The organism is Pseudotamlana agarivorans, from assembly GCF_018860245.1.
GTDB classification, from domain to species: domain Bacteria; phylum Bacteroidota; class Bacteroidia; order Flavobacteriales; family Flavobacteriaceae; genus Pseudotamlana; species Pseudotamlana agarivorans_A.
The window spans coordinates 293,416-319,671 of record NZ_JAHKPD010000011.1; the positions used below are offsets into that span (position 1 = coordinate 293,416).

Below are 26,256 nucleotides of genomic sequence, written 5' to 3' on the forward strand. Positions count from 1 at the left end.
CATTAACCAAAACTATAACGTTTGATTTCGTGAACGTTGATTGCGATTATATAGCCGATATAGAGATTTTACAAGCCTTAAAAGAACAAAAACAATCCCATTGAGCCCGCGAAGTAACCCTCCTTAACTCCTTAACTACTTAACTACTTAACTACTTCAACTCCTCAAACACTGAGCCTGCGAAGTGAAATCTACTTAACTACTTAACTCCTCAACGACTAAACCAACAACTTAATATTAGCATACGAGTTATTCAGTGCCTCATGAGCTTCACTAGCATTTAGCCAGGCCACTTTAGTAATCCCCTCTTCTTCCTGGGCGTATAAGTTTCCAGTAAAGTTCGTTTTCATTTCAAACCAATGGGTTACTTTTATTTTATAGCGCCCGTGACGTTTAAAAATATGGTAAGTAATATCTAAAGGCTTTGTAATCACTAATCCGCCAACACCAGTTTCTTCGGTAACTTCACGAATCGCTGTTTCTTGAATGCTTTCATGGCGTTCGGCTTTCCCTTTAGGTAAATCCCATTTATCATTTCTGTATATAAAAAGTATGTCACCTTCGGCATTATAAACCTTACCGCCGCCAGCGATAACGTTAGGTAATTTCTTTAAAAACTTCTTTAATAATTTATCGGGGTTTTTATGAATCAAACGTGCTTCTTTCAAGGATGACGTATTCAATTTCCGAATTACCTTAACAAGATTCACCGTATTGAGTAAGTAATTCTTGAAGTTGGTTTCCTGCTCAACTTGAGTTGTCAAAATCATTGGTTTATCTCCAACAAAAACTTTATACATAGACCTTAATAATTAACAATTTCTTTTAGGTAAAAATATTAATTTTGTTCACATGGCAAACTTTGATCAAAAAATATTTTAATTAAAATAAAACTCCATTGATTTAAACTTAAATTTATCCGTAATTTTGCTAACATGATTTTCAACAAAGACACAGCTAAAAAAACAGCCGAAGTTTTATTGCAAATAAACGCTATTAAACTAAGTCCTCAAGAACCTTTTACTTGGGCATCGGGCTGGAAATCGCCAATTTATTGCGATAACCGTATTATATTATCATTCCCTCCTGTGCGTAATTACATTCGCGAAACTATGGGGAAATATATCGAAAAACATTATGGCAAACCCGACGTTATCGCTGGTGTTGCCACAGGTGCAATTGGTATAGGAATGCTTGTTGCTGAATACTTAGGACTTCCTTTTATATATGTAAGACCTGACGCTAAAGGCCATGGCAGAAAAAACCAAATTGAAGGCTTTATTGAAAGCGGACAAAACGTGGTAGTGGTAGAAGATTTAATAAGTACTGGAAAAAGCAGTTTAAACGCCGTAAAGGCTTTAAAAGAAGCGCATGTAAATGTAAAAGGCATGATTGCTATATTTACCTATGGTTTTGATGTTGCTGCTGAAAACTTTAAGCAAGAAAACATCCATTTAAACACATTAAGTAACTACGAGAACTTATTAGAGCAAGCTTTGGATACCAATTACATTTCTGAAAAAGAATTAAAGACTTTATCAGAATGGAATAGTAACCCAGGTGAATGGAACGCTAATTGATAGACACCTTGTTATAATTTGATTGAATTTATCAAATGAAACAATCACAATTTTAAAATATTATGAATTTAGAATCCCCAAAAGTTACAGTAACAAAATCTTCTGAAGAGGTTTTTAAGTATTTATCTGAGGTTAAAAACTTTGAAGCTATAATGCCGGAGAACATTAGTAAGTTTGAAGTTTTAGGAGAAGATAAATTTCTTTTTGCCTTAAAAGGAATGCCCGATATCGTTCTTAAGAAAAAGGAAGTGATTCCTCCAAATAAAATTGTTCTTGGTGCTGCAGGCGGAAAAATAGACTTTTCCCTAACTACGGCAATTAATAAAATTGATAACGGGGCTAGTGAAGTACAATTGCTTTTTGATGGAAACATCAACCCGATGATGGCCATGATGATTAAAGGCCCGATCACAAAACTCATTGAAACTTTAGCGACTAATATTCCTAAAGCTGTTTAATACAATAACGTTAGTTCTTTTAAATCGAATTCTTTTACGATGTTATCTTCTAATAACACTTTAAGATTTCCAATATTAGAAACACCTTTTATAAAACCAGAAAACTGTAAACCTTCAGCATCTTCGAATGTTGAAGGTTTGTTTTTTCTGAATAAGCATGATTCATACGCTTCTTTTAACGCCTCGTAATTCCCCTTTTCTAAGACTTCAAAATAATATTTTAGCTGATCCAAAATAGCGCAAGCCACTTCATCTAAATCATAAATGATCCCTGTGATTTGTTTTAAAGAAGACGCTTTAGGTAAATCTTCAAAGTCAATTTGATTCACATTCAGTCCGATACCAATAATTGATGCTGTGACATCCTGTTGTTTTATGACATTTTCAATTAAAACACCACAAATCTTTTTATTTACTGACAGAATGTCGTTAGGCCATTTGACATGTAAATGAGGAATCAAAAAGGACTGTAGCGCTTTTCTTAAAGCTAAAGACACCACCAAACTGATTGCAAATGGTGATTCAAGATGAAAACCACCAAGATCCTTGAACACACTAAAAGTAAGGTTTTTAGCGTCTTGTGACTCCCATTTCGCGCCCATTTGCCCTCTTCCATGTGTCTGCTTTTTAGCGATTACCATGGTAAAATCTGCAACAGTCTCATTCGTATATAGTTCTCTCAAATAGCTATTTGTAGAATCGGTGGCATCAAGTTTGATTATACTCATAGACAAGTTATTGATATTAGTCTAAATCTTATCATATTTTTAAAGTATAAAGAACTAAAAAAATAATAACTTTGCACAAATTAAATAAATTTAATGGCGAAAGAAAAAATAAGCGCAGACCAGTTAATATCCGTTATTATTAGTGGCATTGAGGATGTTAAAGGACAAGAAATAAATATTCTAGATTTAAGAGAGATTGAAAATACGGTTTGTGATTACTTCATTATTTGCGAAGGATCGTCAAATACACAAGTAAACGCTATTGTTAACTCCATCCAGAAAAAAGTAAGCAAAGAACTTAAGGATAACCCATGGCATACTGAAGGTATGGATAACGCCGAGTGGGTTTTAATTGATTATGTTAATGTAGTTGTACATGTATTCCAAAAGCAAATTAGAGAGTTTTACGACATCGAAAGTCTTTGGGGTGATGCAAAAACAACAGTAATAGAAACCAACTACTAAAAAAATCAAATGGCAAAGGACAATAAAAAACCAAAAGACAACAAACCAAAATTTAGTCCGTATTGGGTTTACGGCGCATTAATCGCTTTATTTTTAGGATTTCAATTATTTAGTGGAGATAGCTATGAAAGTGGTAACACTACAACACCTCAAGAATTCTTCCAATATTTAAAAGATGGTGATGTAGCTCGTGTAAACATTGTAAAAAATACACGCGTAGCCAAAGTTTATTTAACTTCTGATGCACAATCTAAAGAAGTTCATAAAGGCTCTAAGCCTCAATCCATTATCCCTTCGGCTACAGAATTACCTAATTACAAATTTGAATTTGGTGATCTTCAAAATTTTGAAAACGAATTAAATGAAGGTATAAAAGATTTACCTACAAAACCATCAGTAACCTTTGATACAGAAACGAATGACTTAGGAAACCTTTTAATGGGTATCCTACCTTTTATCTTACTTATTGGTGTTTGGATATTTATCATGAGACGTATGTCTGGTGGAGCTGGCGGAGGTGCCGGCGGCCAAATTTTTAACATCGGAAAATCAAAAGCCAAGCTTTTTGATGAAAAAACTGAAGTTAAAACAACGTTTAAAGATGTTGCTGGTTTAGAAGGCGCTAAAGAAGAAGTACAAGAAATTGTAGACTTCCTTAAATTCCCTGAAAAATACACAACCCTAGGTGGTAAAATCCCAAAAGGAGCTTTACTTGTAGGTCCTCCAGGAACTGGTAAAACCTTATTAGCTAAAGCTGTTGCAGGTGAAGCGAAAGTGCCTTTCTTCTCATTATCTGGTTCAGATTTTGTTGAAATGTTTGTTGGTGTTGGAGCTTCTCGTGTTAGAGATTTATTCAAACAAGCCAAGGAAAAGTCACCTTCAATCATTTTTATTGATGAAATTGATGCGATTGGGCGTGCGAGAGGAAAAAATGCCATGTCAGGCAGTAATGATGAGCGCGAAAATACCTTAAATCAATTATTAACTGAAATGGATGGTTTTGGCACCAACACCAATGTTATTGTGATTGCTGCGACCAATAGAGCTGACATATTAGATAAAGCATTAATGCGTGCTGGACGTTTTGATAGACAAATATTTGTTGATTTACCAGACGTTCGTGAACGCGAAGAAATATTTGAAGTTCACCTAAGACCGCTTAAAAAAGCTGAAAACTTAGATTTGGATTTCCTTTCAAAACAAACACCCGGTTTTTCTGGTGCCGACATTGCAAATGTTTGTAATGAGGCTGCATTAATCGCCGCAAGAAATAATAAAAAAGCAGTAGACAAACAGGATTTCTTAGACGCCGTAGATCGAATTATTGGCGGACTAGAAAAGAAAAATAAAATAATTACCCCTAGCGAGAAAAAAGCTGTAGCATTTCATGAAGCTGGACATGCCACTGTAAGTTGGATGCTAGAACATGCTGCACCATTGGTAAAAGTTACTATCGTGCCACGTGGTCGCTCATTAGGTGCTGCTTGGTACTTACCAGAAGAACGTTTAATTGTGCGTCCGGAACAAATGCTAGACGAAATGTGTGCCGCCCTTGGTGGTCGTGCAGCAGAAAAAGTCATCTTCGATAAAATATCAACAGGAGCTTTAAGTGATTTAGAAAAGGTCACGAAACAAGCACGTGCCATGGTAACCATTTATGGTTTAAGTGATAAAGTAGGAAACTTGACTTATTATGATTCTGGACAGAGTGATCATGGTTTCACGAAACCTTACAGTGAAGAAACCGCGGTTTTAATTGATAAAGAAATTTCAGCTATTATTGAAGAGCAATACCAACGTGCTATTAAGCTACTTGAAGAAAATAAAGACAAGTTAACCGAGTTAGCTGAAGTACTTTTAGAAAAAGAAGTGATCTTCAAAGATAACCTTGAAAAAATATTCGGTAAACGTGCCTTCCTGAAAGAAGAAGCTATAGCTTCTAAACCAGAAGAAAAAAAGACTGAAGAACAAGCTTAAAACGTTTTAATTTTTAAGTCCATTACAAAAATCTTAAATTAATCATATGATTAGTTTAAGATTTTTTATATTTGGTGATCCTCTCAACACAAATTCTTATAACCACAGTACTTAATGAGTCTTTTTAGAAAAATTTTTGGTTCAAAATCTAAGAAACCGGACGAGGAGATTATATCGGATCATAGGGGACGCTACATGCCTGAACAGAAACTACCTATTGATGAACGTTTTACAATAAACTTCAAGGCGAATGGTGGTAAATTTCTATACTGCGACGACTTTAAGGAAGTATATCAAAACTTAGGACACATCATTAGTGAAAATGATTGGCAAAAAGAAAATATCCTCCTATTGGATTCAGAATTACAAAATAAATTTAAAAATTTAAAGCTCAATCCCACTAAAAAATTAAACCAAGCACCTTTTTTCTTAACAACTTGCGAAAATTTAATTGCCAATGATGGATCTATCTTAATTTCATCAAAACAAATTTTTGAAAAAAAACTCATCGAACTCCCCTTTAATTTCATAGTATTCGCTACAACAAGTCAGTTAGTTGAAACTATTGGAGAAGGATTAAAAGGTATCAAATCAAAAAACTCGAAACAAATTCCCACTAACATCACTACGATCAAACATTTTAAATCTGGAGAAGATAATGACTTCCTAAGCTATGGCAGTAGTGCTAAAAACCTATACCTCCTACTCTTAGAAGATTTATAGAATGAAAGAAATAGTTGTTCGATCCCTTTCAGGGTTTCTATATATATCAATTTTACTTGTTTCATTATATTTTGAACATTTATTAATTGCACTTTTTTGTATTTTCGGAATAGTCTGTTTGGCTGAATTTCAAAAACTCATTCAGCTTAAAAGCAATATTCCTTATATCATATTCATTATTCTTTATATCTTCTTCGGATATTGGCAAACGGTTCTGAATACAAATGAAGGGTTAATCGAAGCCACTCATATCCTCTTAGTACTTTCGGTTTTTGTAAATCTATTTTTAATTAAAGATTTATTTTCCGAAAAGACTATTCCATTATTTAGCACTAAACGATTCTTACTTACAACTTTTTATCTGTCCAGTGCATTTGTCTTTTTAGTGCTTCTTACAGCAAATCACCAAGAATACAACCCGAAAATATTATTAGGGGCGTTTATATTAATTTGGGTAAACGATACATTTGCCTTTTTAGTTGGTAAAAACTTTGGCAAACAAAAACTATTCGAATCTATTTCACCAAAAAAAACAGTAGAAGGTTTTCTTGGCGGACTTTTCTTTTCCTGTGTAGCAAGTTATTTTATTGCTACCTTTACCGAGACCTTAAACGCCACAAGTTGGTTAGTTTTAAGTATTATTGTTAGTGTTTTTGGTACGCTAGGAGATTTAATAGAATCTAAGTTCAAGAGACAAGCTAAAGTGAAAGATAGTGGCGTAATCATGCCAGGTCATGGTGGCTTATTAGACCGTTTAGATAGTATTATTTTTGCTGCACCGTTTATATATTTATTTTTAAGAATTTTATATTATGTTTCATAAAGAAGGCTATAAAATTATAGTGATAACGTTTATAATCGTTATAGGATCTGCTTTACTGGTTGATAGTTTCGTTACTGTAAATTGGCTAAAAACCTTGTTACTATTAACTTTAATCGTATTCCTTGTACTTATTCTTCAATTTTTTAGAAATCCTAAACGACATACCCAATTAGACGCCGACCAAGTATTATCTCCTGTAGATGGTAAAGTTGTTGTTATCGAAGAAGTATTCGAAAAGGAATATTTCAAAGAAAAGCGTTTGCAAGTGAGTGTATTTATGTCTCCAATAAATGTTCATGTTACACGTTATCCAATAAGTGGAAATGTTATTTTTAGCAAATATCATCCTGGTAAATATTTAGTAGCATGGCATCCAAAAGCAAGTGAAGAAAACGAACGTACAACGGTAGTGGTAGAAAATGAAACTTACGGAAAAGTACTGTACAGACAAATTGCAGGAGCACTAGCCAAACGTATTGTTAATTATGCTGCATTAAACGATAAAGCAGTTCAAGGTACGGACTCTGGCTTTATTAAATTTGGATCTCGAGTTGATTTATACCTGCCATTGGACACTAATATTAAGGTGGAACTAAATCAAAAAGTTCGTGGAGGCGAAAGTATTATTGCTGAATTAAAAAAATAAATGAGTAAGAGTGATTTAGATATTGAATTTGATCAAGCAGTAAATCGTGTAAATGCTTATACTGAGCCATTTCCTGCTGACACCTTATTAAAGCTCTATGCTTACTACAAAAAGGCCACTAATGACTATGGTCGTCCAAAAAGCAAAAAACCCATTATAAATGCATTTAAAACAAATGCGCTTTTTCAGGCTAAAGGGTTAACCGAAGACGAAGCCAAGATCTTATATATTGAGCTTGTCAATAATTACTTTTTATACAGAAAATAAGGGATGAGTAACTTTTTCATCTAGCAGTTTGCTGTTTATTATTTCTTCTTATAGCACAATTTTCATTAATAAAATCTAGACATAATATAATTAGATAAAATTCAACCATAGCCTTAGCTGCAGTTTTATTTTATATTGAAATATGGGCGAAAAAGAAACAAATTATACGCGACATTACAGCTCAAAAACACTATAAATCCAACCATTAATATTGTAGCGTATTAGAGACGCCACTTCCCGATTAAAATAAAACAAGGTATTAATATAAAAGTATGTTTAAAGTTGAGAAGTGTTACCACTTTAGAATAACATAACTGGTTTTACTGTTTATCATAATCTCATAATTAGCATTAGAAGTGAGGGCAATATTATTTAATAACCCATAAATATTATTACGTTTTTTAGGAGTATCATTTTGAACGAGCACTATTATAACATAAATTTTTAGATCGACACAATATGAAACTCTTCACCCCCCTTGCCACGTGCTCCTTTCTTTAATTAAAGAAGTACTATATCTGTTACCAAAAAACTTAATAAAAACGGGAGAATACCTCCCTTAAATTTTTACCACAAAAAAAGGCATTCTGAAAACAGAATGCCTTTTTTAAATTTATTATTGAATTGAATTAATTTCTATTTATTTCCAAATTAACTCATAATCCGTTCTACGGTTTTCTCTGTGTTCTGCAGAAGTACATTTTACACCATCAGAACATCCGTTATTTAGTTGAGCTTCACCAAATCCTTCAGATACAAATCTAGATCTTTCGATGCCGTGAGTCACTGCATAATCTACAATACTTGTAGATCTCTTTTGAGACAACTCAAGGTTATAATCTTTTGCACCTCTACTATCTGCATGAGATTTAATATCTAAAACAGCAGTTGGATATTTATTCATGAATACTACAAGCTCATCTACAATATCTTTATCGTCTGACGTTAAAGTTGAAGAATCAAAATGGTAATACACACGACGAACTTCACTTAAGTCAGAGGTCATTTTTTCACGTAAAATAGCTTCTTCGTCTACTTTAGGTTCTGGAGTTGGCTCTACAACTGGAGTAGCCTCAACAACTGGTTCTGGCTCTGGCTCTGGCTCTTTCTTCTCTACAACAGGTGCAGGCTCTGGTTGTTTTTTCTTTCCAAATGGTTTGAACACAACACCAATAGCATGCTGTATATGGTTATCTCCTTTATTATCTTCATTGATCCCCCATTTACCCATAGTATTTAAGTTGATCGCCCAGTTTTTTTGTTTTCCTAACCAAAAGTTAGCTCCAGCACCAGCATTAAAAGTAAGGATTCTATCATTATCAAGTGAAGAACCTCCCATACCGGCCTGTAAATAAGGATCAAACCACCCCTTTCTTGAGGTAAATTTGTCTAAACTAAAAGACACCATACCATCAACAGCCCAGTAATCTTGATCTTCTGTTAAAACTCGGCCATTTCTAACTTTACCTTCTTGTAAAGTATTAATACTACCAATAGCTTCAACAGACAACCCACTATTTCCTAATATATAACCAACATTTAATCGGTTAGGATAAGCAGTACTATGCCAGTTATCACTGATATTAAAAGGTTCTTTTCCTGCGGTATCAGAGTCATCAACAAAGTTATAACCTAGACCAAAATAAAATCCGCCTTCCCTACTTTCTCCTCTCGATTGAGCAGAAACGTCTGAAAGGGACCCCATGACAAGCATGAGCAAACTTAAAAAGTAAAATTTTTTCATAATTAATTAATTTAAGCAACTGATAATCAACAGTGAGTCTATTGATCCAATATTACTTGATTTGAGTATCAAATATAAAAAAATGGTAAGATTATTCATAACTTATCCATATAAATCTTAAAAAAATCTAAAAAATACGATTTAACACTACCTCAAATATATAATTCTACTTTTAGTAAAGCATAAATAATGAAACCTTGATTTTTACTCAACGGCTATTAAGAATACCTCACATCCAAAGTGCCAAACGTAACCCGTTTTTAATCTGCATGTCATTCTTCTAATAAACATATCATAAGGCTCTATTTTATCCTGCAGGCAAAAAAAAGAGCCTTTCAAGATTATTGAAAAGCTCCTTATAATAAATGCTTATGAATAAAAAACTAAGTTAGATTTGCCAAACTAGCTTTTAAGGTTTCAATTTTATTTAACGCATCGGTTTCTTTTTTCTTTTCACTAGCAACCACCTGTTCAGGAGCACCGGAAACAAAACGTTCATTGGATAATTTCTTTTGAACTGATTTTAAAAACCCTTCTGTATATTTTAATTCTTCAGTTAGCTTTTCAACTTCAGCTTCAACATCAATAGCTCCAACCATTGGAATAAAATATTCATTGGACTTGACTCTAAAAGTTAATGCGCCTTCAACAGTTTCATTTGTAAACAAAATACTTTCTAGGTTACCTAATTTAGCGATAACACCATCAAAAGTAGCGGTTGCTTTTTCATTGTTTATCACCGAAAAGGCGATAGCATCCTTAAACGCAATATTCTTTTGTTTTCTAATGTTTCTAATTCCTGAAATCACTTCAGAAGCAAATTCAAATTCCGCAATTAAATTAGCCTTTACGACCTTAGTTTCTGGCCATCTAGATACGATTAATGCTTCTTCTGGTGTTCTTTCTGAAATATATTGCCAAATTTCTTCAGATAAAAATGGCATAAATGGGTGTAATACTTTTAAATTATTCTCAAATGCAGCAATTACTTCATGGTATGTTTTAGCATCAATTGGTTTTTGATATGCTGGTTTGATGATCTCTAATAGCCAAGATGAAAAATCATCCATAATCAATTTATAAATAGACATTAAAGCATCACTCAACCTGTATTTACTAAAATGATCTTCTATTTCTATTAACGCTTTTTGAAATTTAGCTTCATACCACTCTAATCCAACTTTAGATGTTTCGGGCTGTTCAATAGTTTCATCTATTTCCCAACCTTGAATTAAACGAAAGGCATTCCATATTTTATTTCCAAAAGCTTTCCCTTGCTGACATAATGCTTCATCAAACATTAAATCATTACCAGCTGCTGAACTCAATAAAAGTCCTACGCGAACCCCATCTGCACCGTATTCTTCTATAAGCTTTAAAGCATCTGGTGAATTACCTAATGATTTACTCATTTTACGGCGCTGTTTATCACGCACTAAACCTGTTAAATAAACATTGTTGAATGGTTTTTCATTCTTATACTCATAGCCCGAAATGATCATACGAGCTACCCAAAAGAATAAAATATCAGGACCTGTAACCAAATCATTAGTTGGATAATAGTACTTAATGTCTTCATTTTCTGGATTTCTAATACCATCAAAAACGGACATAGGCCATAACCAAGATGAAAACCAAGTATCCAAAGCATCGGTATCTTGGCGTAAGTCTTCCGCTTTTAAAGCAGGGTTATCAGTAGCTACTATTGCTAACTCTAAGGCTTTTTCAGCGGATTCTGCTACAACAAAATCATTTTTACCATCACCATAGAAGTATGCTGGAATTTGTTGCCCCCACATGAGTTGGCGAGAAATATTCCAATCACGAATATTTTCCATCCAGTGGCGGTAGGTGTTTTCAAACTTTTTAGGAAACAATTTAATCTCAGGATCCTCACCTAAAACAGCCTCTATTGCAGGTTTTACTAATTCTTCCATTTTCAAGAACCACTGATCACTTAATCGCGGCTCGATTACAGCTTTTGTTCTTTCGGACGTTCCTACTTTATTGATATGCGTTTCAGTTTTAACTAAAATGCCTTTTTCTTCTAATTCTTGAGTAATTTCTTTTCTGACCACAAAACGATCTTTGCCCACGTAATGCAATCCGAAACTATTTAATGAAGCATCATCATGAAAAATATCAATAACCTCTAAGTTATGTTTATCTCCAAGATTTTTATCATTTTCATCGTGTGCAGGGGTCACTTTTAAACAACCCGTACCAAATTCAACATCTACGTACTCATCCTCAATAATAGGAATTGCACGATTACAAATTGGTACGATGGCTTTTTTTCCACGTAAGTGAACAAAACGTGCATCATTGGGATTTATACAAATAGCCGTATCGCCAAAAATTGTCTCTGGTCGCGTAGTTGCTATTGTTAACGTATCGTCACTACCTTCAATTTTATATTCTAAATAATACAAATTCCCCTGACGTTCCTCGTGAATAACCTCTTCATCTGAAAGCGTTGTTTTGGCTTCAGGATCCCAGTTTACCATACGATAACCGCGATAAATTAAGCCTTTTTGATATAAATCAACAAAGACTTTAATGACAGATTCACTCATATCATCATCCATGGTAAACTTGGTGCGTTCCCAGTCACAAGAACACCCCAGTTTTTTAAGCTGTTCTAATATCACACCACCATACTCGTGTGTCCAGTCCCAGGCATGAGATAAAAATGCTTCTCTAGATAGACTGTTTTTATCAATACCTTGCTCTTTAAGCTTAGCAACCACTTTAGCTTCTGTAGCAATAGACGCATGATCGGTTCCAGGTACCCAACAGGCATTTTTTCCTAGTAAACGCGCACGACGAATTAAAACGTCTTGAATCGTATTGTTAAGCATGTGCCCCATGTGTAAAACTCCTGTAACATTAGGAGGCGGTATAACTATGGTATAAGGCTCTCTTTCATCAGGTTCTGAGTGAAAATAATTATGTTTCATCCAGTAGTTGTACCACTTACCTTCTACTTGATGGGCATCATATTTTGATGGAATTTGCATGCTTTGGAATAATTTTTGAATAATAAAGTGCAAAAGTACTTATATTTCTTTTTCTGTGAAACTATTATATGAATTGATAAACTAAGCAGAATCCGATATTTTAACATTTATGAAGGTGGTCAATCACAAGTGATCCGTACATTTGAATTCAAGAATTGTGTTAACAACTAAGCATTACATCTTTTATTTTTGCAGATTATCGGAAAAGTAAGTATGTTTGAAGACTTATCACATGCAATAATTAAGCTAAGTCATTAAATTTTAACAAAAAAAACATAAAAAATGAAATCATTAATTACAATATTATTTATCGGGTTAATTAGCTTATCGGTTAATGCTCAGGCCAAAATTAAATTTGAGTCGGATACCATAGATTATGGAACCATTGAAAAAGGTTCAGATGGGGTTCGTGTTTTTAAATTTACAAATACGGGAAATGAACCGCTAATCATTTCTAAAGTATCATCTAGTTGTGGATGTACCATACCTAAAAAACCAAAAGATCCAATTTTACCAGGTAAAAATGGAGAAATTGAAGTAAAATATGACACCAATAGAGTAAACCCTATTAGAAAAACCATTACAGTAATTTCAAATGCCGAAACTCCAACAGTGGCTCTTAAAATTAAAGGTCTAGTTGTTGAAAAGAAAGGTGTTATGGATAAAAAAGACAAAAGTGTGATGCAATAACCAAGGCATTTCATTCACAAAACACCAAAAAGGCTTAAACATGTGTTTAAGCCTTTTGCATATTATAGCATTCAATAACATAAATTAACAAAAGATCGTGCTATTTCTTATCAAACTAATCAATTTCTTAAGCATACATCTATTTTAGTCGCGTTTATTGAAAAACTTAATAATATTTTCTCAACTTTACACCCTAAATTGATATAAATGCCAACCATATCTAATAAAGGCCGCAAAATGCCCGCTTCCCCTATAAGAAAACTTGTTCCGTATGCAGAACAAGCAGTTAAAAACGGAAAGCATATTTACTATTTAAACATTGGACAACCAGACATAAAAACGCCTGAAGTAGCCATAAATGCGGTTAAAAATAGTGATATTGATATTTTATCTTATTCTAGGTCTCAAGGATCTGAAACCTATAGAAAAAAGTTAGCGACCTACTACAACAAGCACGGTATTAAAGTGATTCATGAAGATATTATCGTTACTACTGGGGCTAGTGAAGCTTTACAATTTTTATTTAGCAGCATCATGGATCCCGAAGATGAAGTTATTATCTCCGAACCATTTTATGCTAATTATATAGCGTTTTCGACGGCAACAGGAGTAAACGTTGTTCCTGCTATTTGTAGCATCGATGATAATTTTGCGCTGCCCTCTATTGAAACTTTTGAAAGTTTAATTACCAATAAAACTAAAGCCATATTAATTTGTAATCCAGGGAATCCCACAGGAACCTTGTATTCTAAACAAGAAATAGAACAACTAGCCGCTTTAGCTATAAAGCACGATTTATTTTTGATTGCCGACGAGGTATATCGCGAGTTTATATACGACGGTGAGACCCATTACTCCATTATGCAAGTCGATGGTATCGAGCAACACGCCGTTATTATTGATTCGGTATCTAAACGCTACAGTATGTGTGGTGCACGCGTTGGCTTTTTAGTTTCTAAAAACAAAAAAGTTATGGATACAGTTTTAAAATTTGCGCAAGCAAGATTAAGTCCGCCAACATATGCACAAATTGCCAGTGAAGCTGCCCTAGATACCCCGCAAAGTTATTTTGATGAAGTGATTCACGAATATGTGGAGCGCCGAAACATTCTTATTTCTGAACTAAAAAAAATAGAAGGTATTAAAGTTGCTAAGCCAAAAGGCGCTTTTTACTGCATTGTTGAACTTCCGGTAAAAGACACCGACAAGTTTGCTCAATGGCTTTTAGAAAAATTTGAAATAAATGGAGAAACCATAATGGTCGCACCTGCAAATGGGTTTTATTCAACTCCTGGTGTTGGATTAAACCAAATACGAATTGCTTACGTACTTAACAAAGAAAGCTTAATAAAAGCAGTTCATATTTTAAAAGAAGCCTTAAAAATCTATAAAGACTAAAACTGTGCATATCGAACAAAACACATCCTTAAAACCATACAATACTTTTGGTATTGATGCTAAAGCAAAACATTTTGTTTCAGTCGATAATATTAATGAGCTAACAACGGTCCTTTCACTAAATGACTACCCTAATAAATTAATTTTAGGTGGCGGCAGTAATATGTTACTTACCAAAGATTTTGATGGCTTAGTGATTAAATTGGGTTTCAAAGGCATTGAAGTTGTTTCTGAGGATGAGGATTTTGTTACAGTAAAAGCTCAGGCTGGTGAAGTGTGGCATGATTTTGTACTTTGGACCATTAACAACAATTATGGCGGTATTGAAAATTTATCTCTAATACCAGGAAACGTTGGCACGGCACCCATTCAAAACATTGGAGCTTACGGCGTGGAGTTAAAGGACGCTTTTGAATCTTGTGAAGCCATTTCTATGGCTTCAAAAACCATGCATACTTTTACCAAAGCCGACTGTCAATTTGGATATAGAAATTCAATTTTCAAACAAGAAGCTAAAGGCAAATATATCATAACTAATGTTAATTTTAAGCTTACAAAAAAAGACCATAAGTTACATGTACATTATGGAGCCATTGCTTCAGAATTAGAGAATGAAGGGGTTACAAACCCTACTATTCAAGACGTTTCTAAGGCGGTTATTGCGATCCGTGAAAGTAAACTACCTAACCCAAAGATTATAGGAAACTGTGGTAGTTTTTTTAAAAACCCAGTGATTTCAAAAGTCGAATTCAATAAATTAACTGAGAATTTCAGTGACATACCTTCCTATCCAGTTTCAGACGAGACGGTTAAAGTCCCTGCTGGATGGCTTATTGAAAAAGCTGGATTTAAGGGAAAAACATTTGGGCATTATGGTGTTCATAAAAATCAAGCCCTGGTTTTAGTAAACTATGGTGGCGCTACTGGTGAAGAAATTCTAAACCTATCAAAATTAATACAGAAAACGGTAAAACGCCTTTTTGGTATATCTATTGAAGCCGAAGTTAATATCTTGTAATCAAAAAGAAATTTCTAACTTTGCAAACTTGCACATTCAGCAGGTTCTATAAAAAATCGTTATATATTGGTTTCAGCAATAGAAAAAGAAATAGTCAACCTCCTTCAAAAAGAAGATAAAAAGGCCATTAGTTTACTTTATGAAAACTATGCCGATGCCCTTTATGGAGTAATCCGTAAGGTGATTATTGATGAGGACCTAGCCCAAGATGTACTACAAGAAACTTTTGTTAAAATCTGGAGGTATGCAAAAAAATACGATGCCTCTAAAGCTAAATTATTTACTTGGCTCTACAGAATCGCATATAACACTGCGATTGACAAAGTTAGATCACAAAAAAATAAAAATAACAATGAAGTCCAGATGGAGACTTCGACCGTATATAAGGTAACATCCAACGAACTCAATCAGGATGTTTTAGATATTAAAAAACATTTAGGTAGCCTGGATGAAAAATATCAAATAGTGATTAACGCCCTCTTTTTTGAAGGTATGACGCAGCAAGAAGCTAGCGATGAATTAGATATTCCTTTAGGAACAATAAAATCGAGATTAAAAATTGGATTACGTGAATTGAAAAAAATTTACAATCCTTAAATACAATTTAAGTCATGAATGAGAAAGTACATACTTTTTTAAATTCTGGCCTATTAGACAAATATCTATTAGGAGCAACTACTTCTGAAGAAACTAAACAAGTGGAATCCCATATATCAAGATTTCCAGAAGTACAGAACGCATACAACACCCTGCAATCGAACCTAGAAGTAGTAGCAAAAAGCCAAGCTGTTGAAGCCCCTAAAAGCATCTTAGATAATATTTTAGATGAATTAGACCAAAAGCCTGTAATCGAGTTAAAACCTCAAAAAGCGTATAAATCGTGGTATAAATTTAGCGTTGCCGCTAGTATTGCAGCTTTACTTTTTGCCGGAACATCGTACATTTTTTATAATCAGAATCAAAAACTTTCTGAAGAAAACCAAGTGGTTGTTGAGGAAATTTTTGATTTACGAAGCGATATTGATAAACACAACGAGATGCTTGATAGCATGATGAGGCAACTTTTAAGGTTAAACAATCCAGAAACTGAAAAGTACATTATCTCTGGAAATGAAAGAGCAAAAGACTTAAAAACAGTAGCTTATATAAACTCTAAAGAAAAAACATCTATGATTGATGTGGTTTCATTACCGCAATTACCTAAAGAACAATGCTACCAAATTTGGGCAGACTTGCAAGGTAAAATGGTGAATTTAGGTATTTTAGATAAAGCCGATAGAAAATTAAGAAATATCCCATATATGGAAGATGTTCAAGGTCTGAGCATCACCATAGAGCCTAAAGGTGGCAACAACGTCGCCTCTAAGGAAAACTCAGTAGCAGAAATTAGTTTACATTAATCCATAGTTGAACTAAAAAAAGCCTCGTTTCGAATGAAACGAGGCTTTTTTATTTTACATCATCATGAATTGATGCTATTCTTTATCGAACAAAGCCTTATGCATAATTCCTGCTACAATAGCTCCTCCAATAGGGGCCACCCAAAACAACCACAACTGACTCACATATGCTCCACCTGCAAATAACGCTTGACTTGTAGATCGTGCGGGGTTAACCGACGTATTGGTAATTGGAATACTAATTAAATGAATTAAAGTTAAGCCTAAACCAATTGCAATAGGTGCAAACCCTTTAGGCGCTCTTTCATTTGTACTTCCTAATATGATAAGTAGAAAAAACATTGTGAGTAAAAATTCGGCAAGTAATGCAGATGACATAGAATATCCATCTGGAGACAATGCACCATAACCGTTGGAAGCAAAACCACCAATAGTTTCAAAGTCAGATTTACCAGTTACTATAAGATATAGAGCCCCAGCTGCTACAAGTCCCCCAGCTAATTGAGCAACTATGTAACCAATTAAATCTTTTGCCTCAAATTTTCCTCCTGCCCATAATCCGAAAGAAACCGCAGGATTAAAGTGCCCACCAGAAATATGCCCCACAGCAAATGCCATAGTTAAAACTGTTAACCCAAAAGCTAAAGCAACTCCAGCAAAGCCTATACCTAGCTCTGGGTATCCCGCTGCAAAAATCGCACTACCACAGCCTCCAAAAACAAGCCAAAAGGTTCCAAAAAACTCTGCGAATAATTTTTTCATAAGTGTTTTATTATATTGGTTAATGTTTTAAATGTACGAATTATTAACAAATAACAGTTTACTATTTTTAGTACGACCTTAACAGTTTTAGTTTCAAAAGTATTAAAAACCAAATTCTAAAAATTGTACCTTTGCAAAAACAATTATTTTTTAAAATGAAACTTTTTTTTATTACTATTGCGCTTCTAGCATTAGGTATTGCAGGTATTGCAATAAAAATTTGGGCTAAAAAGGATGGAAAATTTGCAGGTACTTGTGCGAGTCAAAACCCTATGCTTAACAAGGAAGGAGAATCTTGTGGTTTCTGCGGTAAAACACCAGATCAATTTAATGATTGTAATGAACCTTCACATTCTTAAGTAGCGTATGCCTTTACTGCTTTTTGTTTTCTATGCCTTTTTGGTTGTAGTCGGCATTCAAGTTTTATTCCATTTGGGATTCTTCGCCAAATTTGCTTTTTCTAAACAAAAACAAGAGTCAAAAAAGGATTTAGCAATATCAGTTATTATCTGCGCAAAGAATGAAGCTGAAAATTTAAAAACATTTCTACCGTCCGTTTGTGCTCAAAACCATCCTAATTTTGAAATCGTACTAATTAACGATTCCTCAACTGATGATACTCTTGAAGTTATGGAAGCGTTTTCTGAGCAGCAACCTAACATAAAAATAGTTAATGTTAAAAACATAGAAGCCTTTTGGGGAAATAAAAAATATGCCTTAACATTAGGTATAAAAGCGGCTACAAAAGAATTTTTATTATTTACAGATGCCGATTGCAAACCGCTTTCTGAAAATTGGATTTCAGAAATGACCGCACATTTCACGACTTCAAAAACTATTATTTTAGGTTACGGTGCCTATTCAAAAATAAAGAATTCACTTTTAAATAAACTGATCCGCTTTGAAACCTTGGTGACCGCTACCAACTACTTTTCGTTTGCATTAACTGGTATTCCATATATGGGAGTAGGAAGAAACCTAGCCTATAAGAAGGAGGAGTTTTTCAAAGCAAACGGATTTATAAACCATATTCAAGTGCGTTCTGGCGATGATGATTTATTTGTGAATCAAGTAGCGACAAGAATCAATACAGCTTCTGTTTTTTCTAAAGACAGTTTTACCGAATCTGTTCCTAAAAAAACCTTTCAAGCTTGGTACAAACAAAAGCGACGTCATGTTTCTACGGCTACGCACTATAAACGAACTCATAAAATATTACTCGCAGCATTGTATATTACAAACTTTTTATTTTGGAGTTTAGCGATCATATTATTTATTACCCAGTTTCAATGGGAATTTGTCTTAGGCGCTTTCTTATTCCGAATTGCTATACAATACTTAATTATAGGATTGGCTTCTAAAAAATTAAATGAAACCGATTTAATCCTACTCTTGCCCTTTTTAGAATGCTTCTTAATCATTACACAATTAACTATCTTTATAAATAATATCATCTCAAAACCCAAGCATTGGAAATAGATCTAGTCATTAAAAACGCAAAAAAAAACGACCAAAAGGCCTTTAACTATTTGTTAGATTTGTACTGGGACGACGTTTATGGCTTTCAACTAAAACGTACACAAAACGAAAATGACGCAGAAGATATTACCATTCAAACTTTTTCTAAAGCATTTGACCGCATAGAAACCTTTAAAGAGAAATACACCTTTAAAACCTGGTTAATAACCATTTCTAAGAATATTCATATCGATTTACTTCGGAAAGAAAAAAATTCCATTTCACAAGTTATTCTGAAAAACAATCGTGAAGTTTATGATATTTTAGATGAATCGCCTTCTCCAGAAGACAAGCTCATCACTGAGCAACATTTAGCGAAATTGCTACGTGACATCAAAAAACTAAAACCTCATTATCAAGAAATAATAAACCTACGATATTTTCAAGAATTGAGTTATAAAGAAATTTCAGAAGAACTGAAAGAGCCTATAAACAATGTAAAAGTAAAACTATTAAGAGCCAAAAAACTATTGGCTGAGATCATACAGAAGACATAGTAAAACCTTTCTTATTTAAGGCAATCATCACACCTACTTCTCATGGGCTAACAGGCCTGTTTTAAAAGAATACTTTGTATCTTTGCATTTCTATTTTTTTAGATTATGAACAGTGAAATAACTTCAAATATATTACCCGAACGCACACCAAAACCTAAATGGCTTCGTGTAAAATTACCAACAGGTAAAAAATACACCGAACTTAGAGGCTTAGTTGATAAATACAAATTAAATACTATTTGTACTTCAGGAAGCTGCCCCAATATGGGTGAATGTTGGGGAGAAGGCACAGCAACATTTATGATTTTAGGAAATGTATGTACGCGTTCTTGCGGATTTTGTGGTGTGAAAACGGGGCGTCCAGAAACTGTGGACTGGGATGAACCAGAAAAAGTTGGGCGTTCAATAAAAATCATGAATATTAAACATGCTGTATTAACCAGTGTGGATCGTGATGATTTAAAAGACATGGGAAGTATCATGTGGTCTGAAACGGTGAAAGCGGTTAGACGTATGAATCCTGAAACGACTTTAGAAACCCTTATTCCAGATTTTCAAGGAATTGAAAAACACATCGATAGAATAATTGATGTAGCACCCGAAGTTGTTTCACATAACATAGAAACGGTGCGTCGTTTAACGCGTGATGTTAGAATTCAAGCCCAATACGATCGTAGTATGGGCGTATTAAAATACTTAAAACAACAAGGTCAGCGTAGAACTAAATCTGGGATCATGCTTGGTTTAGGTGAAACACGTGAAGAAGTCATTCAGACGCTTCATGATTTAAAAGCAAACGATGTGGATGTTGTCACTATAGGGCAATACCTGCAACCTTCCAAAAAACACCTTCCGGTTAAAAAGTTTATCAATCCAGACGAATTTAAAGAATTTGAAGAAATCGGATTAGAATTAGGTTTCCGTCATGTAGAAAGTAGTGCTTTAGTGAGATCGTCATATAAGGCTCAAAAACATATTAATTAGTCATGATTCGTGTAGCCATTAATGGCTTTGGAAGAATTGGTAGACGTGTTTTTCGATTGCTTCAGGACTATAAAAATATTCAGGTTGTTGCCATAAATGATTTATCTGACGCTAAAACTTTAACACATTTATTAAAGTACGATAGTGTTCATGGTATTTTAAAAGGTGATTTTTCATCCAATGAAAACCACATCATTTATAACAATAGGGCCATTCCCTTATTAAATGAAAAACATCCAGAAACTATCAATTGGCTTCCTTTTAGCGTTGATTTTGTTGTAGAATCTACAGGCAAATTCAAAAATAAATCAGAAATAAGTCACCATATAAAAAATGGCGCTAAACGTGTTATTTTAAGTGTTCCACCAATTGAAGATGACATCAAAACCATTGTTTTAGGCGTAAATAATAACGCCTTAGACGGCACGGAAACCATAGTTTCTAACGCATCATGTACCACGAATAACGCGGCGCCTATGATTGATGTTGTCAACAAACTTTGTGGCATCGATCAAGCTTATATTACTACGGTACACTCTTATACTACCGATCAAAGTTTACATGATGTTCCGCATCGCGATTTACGTCGCTCTAGAGCTGCAGCGCAGTCCATTGTTCCAACAACTACCGGGGCAGCAAAAGCTTTAACCAAAATATTCCCTGAACTTTCAGATGTTATTGGTGGTTGTGGTATTCGCGTACCTGTTATCAATGGATCCCTAACAGACATCACTCTCAACGTTAAAAAAACGGTGACTACAGAAGACATTAACGCCGCATTTAAAGAGGCTGCTCTAAATCATTATAAAGGTATTTTAGAATATACAGAAGACCCTATTGTTTCTATTGATATTGTTGGAAATACACATTCATGTATTTTCGATTCTCAAATGACCTCAGTAATTGGCAATATGGTTAAAATTATTGGTTGGTACGATAATGAATCTGGTTATTCAAAAAGAATAATTGATTTAATTTGTTATTTGTCGGAAAAAGAAACTCTAAATCACTAAAAAGTTTATATTTGTTGGCAACACCAACCCAAATGGCAAATTTAAGGACATACCTATACGCATTAGTATTACTCATATTCTCAGGAGTTTCCGCTCAAACTAAGATTGAGCAAGATCCTGAAATTGTTCAAAATAATATTAACTACCGCATCACCCAATCACAAACTGAGCTTGAAAGTTACCATTATTATAACGCTCAAAAAAACCTAGATGAAGCTTTAGAGCTTGCCGAAAAAGCTGGAAACAAAAAAAGTGCTGGTGTTATTTATGCCTTGAAAGGACGCTTACAACTCATTATTCAACAAGAAGACAAAGCGCTCAAATCATTAAATAAGGCCATTGAAATACAACGCATTATCAATGACAACACAAACTTAGGCGCCTCGTATAAAATTTATGGTGATGTGTATTTCGCGAAGCAAGATTATTATGCCGCTTTAGATTCGTATACCGCTGCCAAATCGAAATTTGAAGAAGAAAATTTAAATAAAGAGCTTGCAGAAACACTAATACATGAAGGCAAAGTTTATTTTCAACTAAAAAATTATAAAAAATCTAGAGACGTTACTGAACAAGCATTAGCCATTGCAAAGACTTACGATTTTTACAAAATTCAAAGTGAAGCCCTAAACAACCACGCTATTATTTACAGCAAATTAGGAAACACCGAGAAAGCTATTGTTTCTGGCTTAGAGGGCTTGAATATTGCAAACAACCATAAATTCACAAACATAACTAACGATAGCTACTTAATAATTAGCGACTTATACAATAGCATTGGAAATTATAAACTTTCAAGAAAATACTTAAAAGATCATTTAAAACTTTCGGACTCTATTCGTGGATTAACCAGAATTTATTCTCCTAATAACCAAGAAACTCAATATTTACTTAATGAAGAGATCGAAAAAAATAATGAAATCGTTGAAAAATTAGAAAAAGCTGAAGAAGACAAAAATTTAGGAACACTCATCTCTATTTTGAGTGTCGCATTAATTACAATTTTATCGCTTTTAACTTTATCACTTTACAAAAATAACAACATTAGGCTAAAGACAAACACCATGCTTCATAAGAAGAATGGCGAGTTAATTATAGCCAAAGAAAAGGCCGAATTAGCTTCGAAAACAAAGGCAAATTTCCTATCGACTGTAACCCACGAATTAAGAACACCATTATACGCTGTTACCGGACTGAGTAACATGTTGTTAGAAGAAGACCCTAAACCAGAACAAGTACAACATTTAAAATCTTTAAAATTCTCTGGCGATTATTTATTAACCTTTATAAACGATATTCTTCAAATAAATAAAATTGAAGCCAATAAAGTTGATATCGAGCCAGAACCTTTCAATTTAAAGAAGAAAATTACAAACATTATTCTGGCTTTAAATAATTCGGCTGAAGACAACAACGTTAAAATTCACTTTGAGTACGATTCCGGATTAACAGAAAACTTTATTGCCGATCAGCTCAAAATTTCACAAATACTCATAAACTTAGTTGGTAACTCTATAAAATTTACCAAAAGTGGAGATATTTGGATTCGTGTCTATAAAATTGACCAAAAAGATAAAATTTACACCTTACGCTTTGAAATAGAAGATAATGGTATTGGTATTAGCCAGGAGAAACAAGACCATATGTTTGAAAGTTTTTCTCAAGGCTCGATACAAATTAACCGAAAATATGGAGGAACAGGTTTAGGACTTTCTATAGTTAAAGGTTTAATTGATATTTTAAAAGGGAAAATTTACGTTAAAAGTGAGCTTAATAAGGGAACTACTTTTTATTTCGAAATTCCATTAGAGCATACTACTGTGGAAGAGTCCTTAGAAGCTAAATCAAATTACTTTGAAGGTGACAAATCAGATTTAGACTTAACTAACGTGAAAATTCTTGTGGTAGAAGACAATAAGATTAATCAAATGATTACTAAAAAGATCCTCTCTAAAATGGATTTATCATGTGACATCATTGACAATGGCGAAGATGCCGTTGAAATGATTAAAAACAACGATTACAATATCATTTTAATGGATATTCATATGCCAGGGATTAGCGGTATTGAAGCCACAACCCTTATTAGGGAATTCGATAAAGATCTTACCATTTTTGCACTCACAGCCGTAACTATTGAAGATAAAATGCAGGAATTTGATGATGCTGGTTTTTCAGATATTATCCCTAAACCTTTCAAGCAAGATGAGTTTGAAAAGAAACTATATCAAGCCCTGGCTTCTAAGAAAAAACCATCTGCTAACGTTTAGTAAATGCCTTAATTAAGGCCTCGAATTTTGGCTTATCATCAATTTTAACTTCTATTGGAAGGTAGTAAAGCTTATCTCTCAAAACAGTATAATCTTTCATACGCATAAAATCTTTTTCTGTAGTCACTATTAACGATTTTTTAGAAAGTTCGACAATATCCTGTTCAGAGAACTCATGATGATCTTTATAATTGAGATGCTCAAAATTCAACTGTTTCCCTTTCAAAAACTGAACTAAAGGCGTTGCATTAGCAATACCTGTTACGAGTGTAAACGGCTTAATAGCTTCAAAAGTTATGGATTCAGCTTCTGAAAATAAAGTCTCAGAATAAACTATAGAACTAAAAAATACAGACTGACTTTTTAAAGGGTTGATACGTTTGATAATAGCCTCCTTTTCAGAATTATTGATATCCAACGGGCACTTAGTCACTACAATACAATGCGCTCGTTTAGCGCCACTTCGAGGCTCTCTTAAATCTCCTGTAGGCAAAACAATATCGCTAAAAAATGGATTAGAATAAGTGGTGAGCATGATATTAAATCCAGCTTGCACTTTTCGATGCTGAAACGCGTCATCTAACAAAATAACGTCTAACTTTTTAGATAAAGCTTGCAACTCGGCTATACCATTTTGCCTATCTGAATCAACTGCAACTTCAATGGCATCTTTAAACTTATTATAAAACTGAAATGGTTCATCCCCTATGGTTTCGACCGTTGCACTGGCATTGGCCAATTGAAAACCTGTTGTCTTACGCTTATATCCTCTACTTAAAGTCGCCACCTTATAATCAGCTTTCAATAGCTTAACCAAATACTCAATCATTGGCGTTTTTCCAGTCCCTCCTGCACTTAAATTTCCAACGCAAATCACAGGAAAATCATAATTCATCGCCTTTTTTATGCCGAGGTCATACAATTTATTACGCAACCAAGTCACCATAAAATAAATGGGAACCACAGGAAATAAGAGGTGTCTTAAAATTTTCATCGCAACGAAAATATAATATTTATATTTGTTATACCATTTCATGTTTAAAATTACAGTAAAAGAAGATAGCCTACCCCATTGAAGAATGGAAAGTTTTTCTATTTCTATATAGTAAAAAAGCGCATTTTAATTCTATCTTTTTTAAAGGATAGATACTGTTAAAAACTAATACTTAAAATTTATATGATTGTTCAAGATGTCATAAACCATTTAGAAGAACTTGCCCCCTTAGCTTACGCAGAAGATTTTGATAACGTTGGCCTTTTGGTAGGTGATAAAAAAGCAAAAATAACTGGTGTTTTAGTATCCCTGGACACTTTAGAAGCCGTTGTAGACGAAGCCATATCTGAAAACTGCAATATGATTGTTAGCTTTCATCCTATTGTTTTTAAAGGCCTTAAAAAAATAACCGGAAAAACTTATGTAGAGCGTGTCGTATTAAAAGCCATAAAGCATGATATTGCGATTTACGCGATGCATACAGCACTAGACAATGCGCTTTTGGGGGTAAATGATATGATTTGCAACCAATTAAAATTAGTCAATAAACAGGTTTTAATCCCGCAAAGCGGCACTGTAAAAAAATTAGTGACTTATGTGCCAAAATATGAAGCACATTTAGTACGTAGTGCACTATTTGAAATTGGAGCTGGAAGCATTGGCAATTATGACGAGTGCAGTTTTAATGTTGAAGGTTACGGCACCTATAATGGAAATAAAGAATCTACACCAACCAAAGGAGAAAGAGGATTAACCCATACAGAAGAAGAAACCAAAATATCAGTAACCTTCGCAAAGCACTTAGAATCAAAGGTACTACACACGCTTTTTAACACCCATTCTTACGAAGAAGTGGCCTATGAAATCACCACCTTAGAAAACAAAAACCAGCATATTGGTATGGGTATGGTTGCTGAATTAGAAACCGCCATGAATGAGGCGAACTTCCTAAAATATGTAAAAGAAAATATGCAAACCGAAGCCATACGACACTCGCCTTTTTTAAATAAAAAAATAAAGAAAGTGGCCGTATTAGGTGGATCTGGCAGTTTTGCTATTTCGGCTGCTAAGGCTGCTGGTGCTGATGTCTTTATAACAGCAGATCTCAAATACCATGATTTTTTTACTGCCGAAAACAACATTCTTCTAGCCGATATTGGTCATTATGAAAGTGAGCAGTTCACAAAAAACCTTTTAGTAGCACATCTTAAGAAAAAAATTACTAATTTTGCAATCATTTTATCAAAGACAAATACCAATCCTGTTAAGTATTTTTAAAGT

26 protein-coding genes are annotated in these 26,256 nt (G+C 33.9%); 20 read left to right on the forward strand and 6 right to left on the reverse strand.

Going from position 1 to position 26,256, the window contains the following annotated elements:
- Positions 1-218: 218 nt before the first annotated feature.
- Entirely contained in the window at positions 219-800 is a 582-nt protein-coding gene (locus KO493_RS06115) for an NUDIX hydrolase (RefSeq protein ID WP_216067056.1), read from the reverse strand.
- A gap of 135 nt (positions 801-935) precedes the next feature.
- On the opposite strand from KO493_RS06115, the gene pyrE reads away from it, so the two are divergent.
- Together pyrE and KO493_RS06125 are read left to right on the forward strand one after the other, a co-directional pair.
- Complete coding sequence (pyrE, locus tag KO493_RS06120; protein ID WP_216067057.1) at positions 936-1,580, forward strand: orotate phosphoribosyltransferase; 645 nt, start codon at positions 936-938, stop codon at positions 1,578-1,580.
- Between the two features lie 62 nt (positions 1,581-1,642).
- Entirely contained in the window at positions 1,643-2,038 is a 396-nt protein-coding gene (locus tag KO493_RS06125) for an SRPBCC family protein (RefSeq protein ID WP_216067058.1), read from the forward strand.
- Here the strand turns inward: KO493_RS06125 and KO493_RS06130 are convergent.
- Entirely contained in the window at positions 2,035-2,766 is a 732-nt protein-coding gene (locus tag KO493_RS06130; RefSeq protein WP_216067059.1) for a biotin--[acetyl-CoA-carboxylase] ligase, read from the reverse strand. The two genes, KO493_RS06125 and KO493_RS06130, sit on opposite strands and share 4 nt — an antisense overlap.
- A gap of 93 nt (positions 2,767-2,859) precedes the next feature.
- Here KO493_RS06130 and rsfS point away from each other — a divergent pair, with 93 nt between their 5' ends.
- The 6 genes from rsfS to KO493_RS06160 all read left to right on the forward strand — a co-directional run bounded on the left by rsfS (position 2,860) and on the right by KO493_RS06160 (position 7,667).
- Positions 2,860-3,231 carry a ribosome silencing factor gene (rsfS, locus tag KO493_RS06135; protein WP_216067060.1) on the forward strand — a complete coding sequence of 124 codons (372 nt, stop codon included), beginning with the start codon at positions 2,860-2,862 and terminating at the stop codon, positions 3,229-3,231.
- Between the two features lie 9 nt (positions 3,232-3,240).
- Complete coding sequence (gene ftsH / locus KO493_RS06140) at positions 3,241-5,208, forward strand: ATP-dependent zinc metalloprotease FtsH (RefSeq protein ID WP_216067061.1); 1,968 nt, start codon at positions 3,241-3,243, stop codon at positions 5,206-5,208.
- A gap of 114 nt (positions 5,209-5,322) precedes the next feature.
- Positions 5,323-5,931, forward strand: coding sequence for an LUD domain-containing protein (locus KO493_RS06145; protein ID WP_216067062.1), 609 nt, complete (start codon positions 5,323-5,325; stop codon positions 5,929-5,931).
- A 1-nt stretch (position 5,932) separates the two neighbouring features.
- A complete protein-coding gene (locus KO493_RS06150) occupies positions 5,933-6,754 on the forward strand; it encodes a phosphatidate cytidylyltransferase (RefSeq protein WP_216067063.1) in 822 nt (273 codons plus the stop codon).
- Positions 6,744-7,400 (forward strand): phosphatidylserine decarboxylase family protein, encoded by a 657-nt coding sequence (locus tag KO493_RS06155; protein ID WP_216067064.1) that lies wholly within the window; start codon positions 6,744-6,746, stop codon positions 7,398-7,400. Before KO493_RS06150 ends, KO493_RS06155 begins: the two co-directional genes overlap by 11 nt.
- Complete coding sequence (locus KO493_RS06160) at positions 7,401-7,667, forward strand: acyl-CoA-binding protein (protein WP_216067065.1); 267 nt, start codon at positions 7,401-7,403, stop codon at positions 7,665-7,667.
- A 640-nt stretch (positions 7,668-8,307) separates the two neighbouring features.
- On the opposite strand, the gene KO493_RS06165 is transcribed toward KO493_RS06160, so the two are convergent.
- Complete coding sequence (locus tag KO493_RS06165; protein WP_216067066.1) at positions 8,308-9,411, reverse strand: OmpA family protein; 1,104 nt, start codon at positions 9,409-9,411, stop codon at positions 8,308-8,310.
- A 383-nt stretch (positions 9,412-9,794) separates the two neighbouring features.
- Complete coding sequence (locus tag KO493_RS06170; RefSeq protein WP_216067067.1) at positions 9,795-12,431, reverse strand: valine--tRNA ligase; 2,637 nt, start codon at positions 12,429-12,431, stop codon at positions 9,795-9,797.
- 282 nt (positions 12,432-12,713) lie between these two features.
- Here KO493_RS06170 and KO493_RS06175 point away from each other — a divergent pair, with 282 nt between their 5' ends.
- From KO493_RS06175 to KO493_RS06195, 5 genes are all read left to right on the forward strand, one after another.
- A complete protein-coding gene (locus tag KO493_RS06175) occupies positions 12,714-13,121 on the forward strand; it encodes a DUF1573 domain-containing protein (RefSeq protein ID WP_216067068.1) in 408 nt (135 codons plus the stop codon).
- A gap of 207 nt (positions 13,122-13,328) precedes the next feature.
- On the forward strand, positions 13,329-14,519 hold the full coding sequence (locus KO493_RS06180; protein ID WP_216067069.1) for a pyridoxal phosphate-dependent aminotransferase: 1,191 nt from the start codon (positions 13,329-13,331) through the stop codon (positions 14,517-14,519).
- A gap of 4 nt (positions 14,520-14,523) precedes the next feature.
- Positions 14,524-15,537 carry a UDP-N-acetylmuramate dehydrogenase gene (murB, locus tag KO493_RS06185; RefSeq protein ID WP_216067070.1) on the forward strand — a complete coding sequence of 338 codons (1,014 nt, stop codon included), beginning with the start codon at positions 14,524-14,526 and terminating at the stop codon, positions 15,535-15,537.
- A gap of 66 nt (positions 15,538-15,603) precedes the next feature.
- Positions 15,604-16,134 (forward strand): RNA polymerase sigma factor, encoded by a 531-nt coding sequence (locus KO493_RS06190; protein ID WP_216067071.1) that lies wholly within the window; start codon positions 15,604-15,606, stop codon positions 16,132-16,134.
- Positions 16,135-16,148: 14 nt separating this feature from the next.
- Entirely contained in the window at positions 16,149-16,937 is a 789-nt protein-coding gene (locus tag KO493_RS06195) for an anti-sigma factor (RefSeq protein ID WP_216067072.1), read from the forward strand.
- Positions 16,938-17,012: 75 nt separating this feature from the next.
- On the opposite strand, the gene aqpZ is transcribed toward KO493_RS06195, so the two are convergent.
- Positions 17,013-17,699 carry an aquaporin Z gene (aqpZ, locus tag KO493_RS06200; RefSeq protein WP_216067073.1) on the reverse strand — a complete coding sequence of 229 codons (687 nt, stop codon included), beginning with the start codon at positions 17,697-17,699 and terminating at the stop codon, positions 17,013-17,015.
- 155 nt (positions 17,700-17,854) lie between these two features.
- On the opposite strand from aqpZ, the gene KO493_RS06205 reads away from it, so the two are divergent.
- From KO493_RS06205 to KO493_RS06230, 6 genes are all read left to right on the forward strand, one after another.
- Complete coding sequence (locus KO493_RS06205) at positions 17,855-18,058, forward strand: membrane or secreted protein (protein WP_216067074.1); 204 nt, start codon at positions 17,855-17,857, stop codon at positions 18,056-18,058.
- A 7-nt stretch (positions 18,059-18,065) separates the two neighbouring features.
- Positions 18,066-19,178 carry a glycosyltransferase gene (locus KO493_RS06210; protein ID WP_216067075.1) on the forward strand — a complete coding sequence of 371 codons (1,113 nt, stop codon included), beginning with the start codon at positions 18,066-18,068 and terminating at the stop codon, positions 19,176-19,178.
- Positions 19,169-19,714 (forward strand): RNA polymerase sigma factor, encoded by a 546-nt coding sequence (locus tag KO493_RS06215; RefSeq protein WP_216067076.1) that lies wholly within the window; start codon positions 19,169-19,171, stop codon positions 19,712-19,714. Before KO493_RS06210 ends, KO493_RS06215 begins: the two co-directional genes overlap by 10 nt.
- A 105-nt stretch (positions 19,715-19,819) precedes the next feature.
- Positions 19,820-20,698, forward strand: coding sequence for a lipoyl synthase (gene lipA, locus KO493_RS06220; RefSeq protein ID WP_216067077.1), 879 nt, complete (start codon positions 19,820-19,822; stop codon positions 20,696-20,698).
- 2 nt (positions 20,699-20,700) lie between these two features.
- A complete protein-coding gene (gap, locus tag KO493_RS06225; protein WP_216067078.1) occupies positions 20,701-21,711 on the forward strand; it encodes a type I glyceraldehyde-3-phosphate dehydrogenase in 1,011 nt (336 codons plus the stop codon).
- A 32-nt stretch (positions 21,712-21,743) separates the two neighbouring features.
- Positions 21,744-23,981: an ATP-binding protein gene (locus KO493_RS06230; RefSeq protein WP_216067079.1), complete on the forward strand. Its 2,238-nt coding sequence runs from the start codon at positions 21,744-21,746 to the stop codon at positions 23,979-23,981.
- Here KO493_RS06230 and lpxK read toward each other — a convergent pair.
- Entirely contained in the window at positions 23,971-25,017 is a 1,047-nt protein-coding gene (lpxK, locus tag KO493_RS06235) for a tetraacyldisaccharide 4'-kinase (protein ID WP_354667422.1), read from the reverse strand. The two genes, KO493_RS06230 and lpxK, sit on opposite strands and share 11 nt — an antisense overlap.
- Before the next feature lie 141 nt (positions 25,018-25,158).
- Between lpxK and KO493_RS06240 the strand changes: the two genes are divergently transcribed.
- Positions 25,159-26,253: a Nif3-like dinuclear metal center hexameric protein gene (locus KO493_RS06240; RefSeq protein ID WP_216067080.1), complete on the forward strand. Its 1,095-nt coding sequence runs from the start codon at positions 25,159-25,161 to the stop codon at positions 26,251-26,253.
- The last annotated feature ends 3 nt before the right edge of the window (positions 26,254-26,256 follow it).

Coding starts and splice junctions, on each gene's coding strand:
- KO493_RS06115 (WP_216067056.1), bottom strand. CDS start 800: ATGTATAAAGTTTTTGTTGGAGATAAACCAATGATTTTGACAACTCAA.
- pyrE (WP_216067057.1), top strand. CDS start 936: ATGATTTTCAACAAAGACACAGCTAAAAAAACAGCCGAAGTTTTATTG.
- KO493_RS06125 (WP_216067058.1), top strand. CDS start 1,643: ATGAATTTAGAATCCCCAAAAGTTACAGTAACAAAATCTTCTGAAGAG.
- KO493_RS06130 (WP_216067059.1), bottom strand. CDS start 2,766: ATGAGTATAATCAAACTTGATGCCACCGATTCTACAAATAGCTATTTG.
- rsfS (WP_216067060.1), top strand. CDS start 2,860: ATGGCGAAAGAAAAAATAAGCGCAGACCAGTTAATATCCGTTATTATT.
- ftsH (WP_216067061.1), top strand. CDS start 3,241: ATGGCAAAGGACAATAAAAAACCAAAAGACAACAAACCAAAATTTAGT.
- KO493_RS06145 (WP_216067062.1), top strand. CDS start 5,323: ATGAGTCTTTTTAGAAAAATTTTTGGTTCAAAATCTAAGAAACCGGAC.
- KO493_RS06150 (WP_216067063.1), top strand. CDS start 5,933: ATGAAAGAAATAGTTGTTCGATCCCTTTCAGGGTTTCTATATATATCA.
- KO493_RS06155 (WP_216067064.1), top strand. CDS start 6,744: ATGTTTCATAAAGAAGGCTATAAAATTATAGTGATAACGTTTATAATC.
- KO493_RS06160 (WP_216067065.1), top strand. CDS start 7,401: ATGAGTAAGAGTGATTTAGATATTGAATTTGATCAAGCAGTAAATCGT.
- KO493_RS06165 (WP_216067066.1), bottom strand. CDS start 9,411: ATGAAAAAATTTTACTTTTTAAGTTTGCTCATGCTTGTCATGGGGTCC.
- KO493_RS06170 (WP_216067067.1), bottom strand. CDS start 12,431: ATGCAAATTCCATCAAAATATGATGCCCATCAAGTAGAAGGTAAGTGG.
- KO493_RS06175 (WP_216067068.1), top strand. CDS start 12,714: ATGAAATCATTAATTACAATATTATTTATCGGGTTAATTAGCTTATCG.
- KO493_RS06180 (WP_216067069.1), top strand. CDS start 13,329: ATGCCAACCATATCTAATAAAGGCCGCAAAATGCCCGCTTCCCCTATA.
- KO493_RS06195 (WP_216067072.1), top strand. CDS start 16,149: ATGAATGAGAAAGTACATACTTTTTTAAATTCTGGCCTATTAGACAAA.
- aqpZ (WP_216067073.1), bottom strand. CDS start 17,699: ATGAAAAAATTATTCGCAGAGTTTTTTGGAACCTTTTGGCTTGTTTTT.
- KO493_RS06205 (WP_216067074.1), top strand. CDS start 17,855: ATGAAACTTTTTTTTATTACTATTGCGCTTCTAGCATTAGGTATTGCA.
- KO493_RS06210 (WP_216067075.1), top strand. CDS start 18,066: ATGCCTTTACTGCTTTTTGTTTTCTATGCCTTTTTGGTTGTAGTCGGC.
- lipA (WP_216067077.1), top strand. CDS start 19,820: ATGAACAGTGAAATAACTTCAAATATATTACCCGAACGCACACCAAAA.
- gap (WP_216067078.1), top strand. CDS start 20,701: ATGATTCGTGTAGCCATTAATGGCTTTGGAAGAATTGGTAGACGTGTT.
- KO493_RS06230 (WP_216067079.1), top strand. CDS start 21,744: ATGGCAAATTTAAGGACATACCTATACGCATTAGTATTACTCATATTC.
- lpxK (WP_354667422.1), bottom strand. CDS start 25,017: ATGAAATGGTATAACAAATATAAATATTATATTTTCGTTGCGATGAAA.
- KO493_RS06240 (WP_216067080.1), top strand. CDS start 25,159: ATGATTGTTCAAGATGTCATAAACCATTTAGAAGAACTTGCCCCCTTA.